Raw genomic sequence first — 4,340 nt, forward strand, 5'->3', positions numbered from 1 at the left:
CCCTAAGAGATCCCGCCTCGTTATTGTAAGGCCCGATGATGGCGATCTGTACGCGAGGAATTCCGGCCGCCACCAAGTCGCTGGCGACCCGCGCCGCATCGGCGGGGGAATCAAAAAGTCTGCTAATCGTCGGCATGGTCGCTTAACGCTTCTGGCTGTTCAGCGTCGTGTCGGTGAGGAATGACGCGGCAATCAGGTCGTCAACCTCGATTAGGCCCTCGTCGCCCTCCATGATGGCCGCGACCTTCTGGAAGGTCTTCATCTCGTCTTCGGTAATCTGGGCTTCCTGCATCCTGGCTTTGATCTCTGTCATCCGCATGCCAAGGGCATGGGATTTCTTGGTCTCACGGTTCGACATGCTGCTGCTCTTTAGTTTTTCATTGATCATTTTCGCCCACCACCCGAATTTGGGGCAAGGGCAAGCGTTTCCAACCTGGACTTCGGTCGGGCAGGGGCTGGACTTAAGTCTGGTTGCGGGCGTGATTGGGATGCGTGCCAAAGGCCTCTCGTGGCCCCACTCCCATCAAGACCCGACTCCCATCAAGAATCGGGGCCGGATTCCTGCGTCGGTACCCGTCGTTCGATCACCACGGGATGGTGCCGATGGGTTAGGACGAAACCTGTCACGACAGTGCTGTCGTGGTGATGATGCCGGCGCCTATGATCATGGGACGCACGACGGAACATTAGGCGTGCCTGATGGTTTATTTCTCGCAGCCGGGATCACGATTTGGTGGTCTGCTGCAGATCAGTCGGCAAAGGCTGGTCGGCCCGCGTTCTCCGCCAGAGGCGCGGGCTTCCCCAGGCAGCAGGAGAGAGATCATGAACAACATCATTTGGCTCGTTGGAGCTGTAGTCATCGTGATAGCGATCTTGAGCTTTTTTGGCCTCCGCTGAGCGGAAACGCGCGTACCAGTTGAGATGTTTTCCGGGATCTGTCCGCGAGCGCAGGCATGAAGGCATCAGGCGGCCGGTTGGACCGTCTGGTTACTGTCCAGTGCAAGAGGCATCGCTGTCGGCCGAGTCACAGAGGCACGGCGAATAGAAATTCGCCCATCCGACTGACGGGGGACGCGAGTAGTCTCGCTTGAGGGGCAGGTGGAGCGCCGAAGTCGGGATGCGCTAACTCTTTGTTTTCTCTGGTCGGAGTGGCAGGATTTGAACCTGCGACCCCCTCGTCCCGAACGAGGTGCGCTACCAGGCTGCGCTACACTCCGTGACCAGACCGCGGGCTTATAGCCGCCACACTTGGTTCCTGCAAGCGGCACGGCGGCACTTCTGTCGCATTTCGTCGGCTTTCGTCGAGCATTGCCCGAAAGGCCCGGATTCCCTTCCGGAATAAACGTGGCCTAAAGCCTTGTGTGCTAAGCCGCAGCCCTCGACAATTCGTAATTTCTGCCATTCGGAGTTTCCAGTCTTGTCTTTCAGCATCGTTGGCGACGCCCGGCCCAACAGTTTCGAATTCGAAACCGAAGCGCTGATCAAGCCATCCGGCTTTCGCGAATATGATGCGCGCTGGTGGTTCGGCCATCCCGGCTCCGCGCAACTGCCGGAGCTCAATCTGATCGGCGTCCAGGCGCTCGGCATGGGGCTTGGCACGCTTATTCGCCGTCTCGGCGCCGGTCCCGATATCGTCACCGGGCATGATTTCCGCTCCTATTCGCTGTCGATCAAACTGGCCCTGGTGTCCGGTTTGATGGCCGCAGGCGCACGGGTGAGGGACATCGGACTGGCGTTGTCGCCGATGGCGTATTTCGCCCAGTTCGCTTTGGATACGCCCTCGGTCGCCATGGTCACCGCTTCGCACAACGAAAATGGCTGGACTGGCGTCAAGATGGGTGCTGCGCGGCCGCTGACCTTCGGCCCGGAAGAGATGAGCGCGCTGAAGGCGATCGTGCTGGCAGGTGATTTCGATCTCGTCGGCGGCGGCTCCTACGATTTCATCCGCGACTTTCGCGCGACCTATCTCGACGATCTGACCCGCGACAAGCGCATCGCCCGAAAGCTGAAAGTGGTCGCAGCCTGCGGCAATGGCACCGCCGGCGCCTTCGCGCCGCGGGCGTTGCAGCGCATCGGCTGCGAGGTCATCGCGCTCGACGTCGAGCTCGACCATACATTTCCGCGCTACAATCCCAATCCCGAGGACATGCGGATGCTGCATGCCATCCGGGACAAGGTGCTGGCATCAGGCGCCGACATCGGCCTTGGCTTCGACGGCGATGGCGACCGCTGCGGCGTCGTCGACAATGAAGGCAATGAAATTTTTGCCGACAAGGTCGGTGTGATGCTGGCAAGGGATATTTCCAGCCGGCATCCCAACTCGACCTTCGTCGTCGACGTCAAATCGACCGGCCTGTTCCATACCGACGCAATGCTGCGCGCCAATGGCGCCGTCGCTGACTATTGGAAAACCGGCCATTCCTACATCAAGCGCCGCGTCGCCGAACTCGGTGCTGTCGCCGGTTTCGAAAAGTCGGGTCATTTCTTTTTCAATCCGCCGATCGGGCGCGGATATGACGACGGGCTGGTCACTGCCATCGCCATCTGCCAAATGCTGGATCGCAGCCTGGGCAATTCGATGGCCGATCTTTATCGCGCCCTGCCGCTGACCTTCGGCACGCCGACCATGTCGCCTCACTGCGCGGACGACGTGAAGTATGGCGTTGTCGAGCGGGTGGTTGCCGACTTTCGGGCCATGAAGCGGGATGGAATGGTTTTCGCTGGCCAGAAGATCGCAGACCTCATCACCGTCAACGGCGTGCGCGTCGTCGCCGACGACGGCACCTGGGGGCTGGTGCGCGCCTCATCGAACAAACCGGAACTGGTCGTGGTGGTCGAAAGCCCGGTGTCGTCGCAGCGTCGACGGGAGATGTTCGAGGCTGTCGACGCCGTGCTGCGCCGCAGCCCCGAGGTGGGCGCCTACAACCAGACCTTTTGAATGGTAGTTGAATGACCGAGCGGATTGTCAGTTTTGTCATGAGCGGCGGCGTCGGCTCGAGGTTGTGGCCGCTGTCGCGCGAGGACAACCCCAAGCAGTTCCACGATCTGTCCGGCGATGGCTCGATGCTGGCCAAGACCTTGCGTCGGCTGACGGCCCGGCCGGAAGGCGAAACGCCGATCTTCCTGATCGCCGCGGAGCGCCATGCTGATCGCGTTCACGCCGATCTTGCTGGTCTCGACCTGGCCGGCGGCGGTCCGCTGTTCGAGCCGACCGGGCGCAACACAGCCGCCGCCGTCGCACTGGCGACGCTGCGCACGCTGTCCGAATTCGGTGACAGCCTGGTGCTGGTGATGCCGTCGGATCATGAGATATCGACCCCGCGCCAATTCTGGCATAGCGTCGAAGCCGGCACCGAGGCAGCGCGTAGTGGACGGCTGGTGGTGTTCGGCATCAAGCCGACACAGCCCGAGACCGGCTACGGCTATATCGAGGTCGCGGCCGAAAGCGGCGGCACCTTCGATGTGTCGCGCTTCGTCGAAAAGCCGGATATTGAGACTGCGCAAAGCTATCTCAAGGCCGGAAATTTCTACTGGAACACCGGTATCTTCCTGTTTCGCGCCGTCGCCATGCGTGATGCCTTCATAGCGTTCCAGCCGGATATCTGGCTGGCCACCGAAGCAGCTTACAGGGCAGCGACATCGGATCTGTCCGGCCTTTACATGCCGCTAGAACTCTACGCCGCCATTCCGTCGAACTCGATCGACTACGCCATCATGGAGCGGGCAAAAGACATCGCCATGGTGCCGGCCGGCTTCCGCTGGAACGATCTCGGCTCCTGGCAGTCGCTGCTCGATGTCGGCCCCGCCGACGACCGGGGCAATGTCATCATCGGCGATGTCGTCGCTATCGATTGCGAGAATTCCTACATTCGCAGTGATGGCCGCCTGCTGTCGGCGATCGGCATGAAGGACATCGCCATCGTTTCGACATCGGATGCCACCTTCGTCGCCCCGGTCAGCCACAGCCAGCACGTCAAGAAGATCGTCGAGCAGCTCGAAAAATCGGGTCGCCTGGAAACCAGGTTCACGCCGGCGCATGACCGCGTCATCGAAAGCGGCGCCTGGCGCCGGCGCGTGCATCACTGGCTGTTTCAGGAGACCTTGCCGCTGTGGTCGACATCGGGGGTCGACGAACGCCATGGCGGCTTTCACGAAGCGCTCGGCCTGGACGCCTCGCCGCTGATGAAGCCCAAGCGCATGCGCACCATGGCAAGGCAGGTCTATGCTTTCGCCGTCGCCCGAGCGCGCGGCTGGGACGGTCCGGCCGACCGGCTGATCAGCCACGGCATCACCTTCATGGCCGGCAAGGGCCGCACCGACAAGGGCGGCTGGGTTCGCAC

At 61.5% G+C, this 4,340-nt stretch carries 3 protein-coding genes and 1 tRNA gene; 2 read left to right on the forward strand and 2 right to left on the reverse strand.

What is annotated here, in order from left to right:
* Positions 1-142 precede the first annotated feature (142 nt).
* Positions 143-358 carry a hypothetical protein gene (locus tag EN939_RS22900; protein ID WP_164748709.1) on the reverse strand — a complete coding sequence of 72 codons (216 nt, stop codon included), beginning with the start codon at positions 356-358 and terminating at the stop codon, positions 143-145.
* Positions 359-1,140: 782 nt separating this feature from the next.
* Positions 1,141-1,217: transfer RNA gene (locus EN939_RS22910), tRNA-Pro, on the reverse strand.
* Positions 1,218-1,417: 200 nt separating this feature from the next.
* Here EN939_RS22910 and EN939_RS22915 point away from each other — a divergent pair.
* Together EN939_RS22915 and EN939_RS22920 are read left to right on the forward strand one after the other, a co-directional pair.
* A complete protein-coding gene (locus EN939_RS22915) occupies positions 1,418-2,938 on the forward strand; it encodes a phosphomannomutase/phosphoglucomutase (RefSeq protein WP_127269880.1) in 1,521 nt (506 codons plus the stop codon).
* 11 nt (positions 2,939-2,949) lie between these two features.
* Positions 2,950-4,340, forward strand: a 1,391-nt coding sequence (locus tag EN939_RS22920; protein WP_127269882.1) for a mannose-1-phosphate guanylyltransferase/mannose-6-phosphate isomerase, incomplete at its 3' end; no start/stop codon positions are given.

It is taken from the genome of Mesorhizobium sp. M7A.F.Ca.CA.002.05.1.1, from assembly GCF_003998335.1.
GTDB lineage: Bacteria > Pseudomonadota > Alphaproteobacteria > Rhizobiales > Rhizobiaceae > Mesorhizobium.

Bases quoted from the DNA above. Each gene is read 5' to 3' on its own strand.
- EN939_RS22900 (WP_164748709.1), bottom strand. From the start codon at position 358: ATGTCGAACCGTGAGACCAAGAAATCCCATGCCCTTGGCATGCGGATG.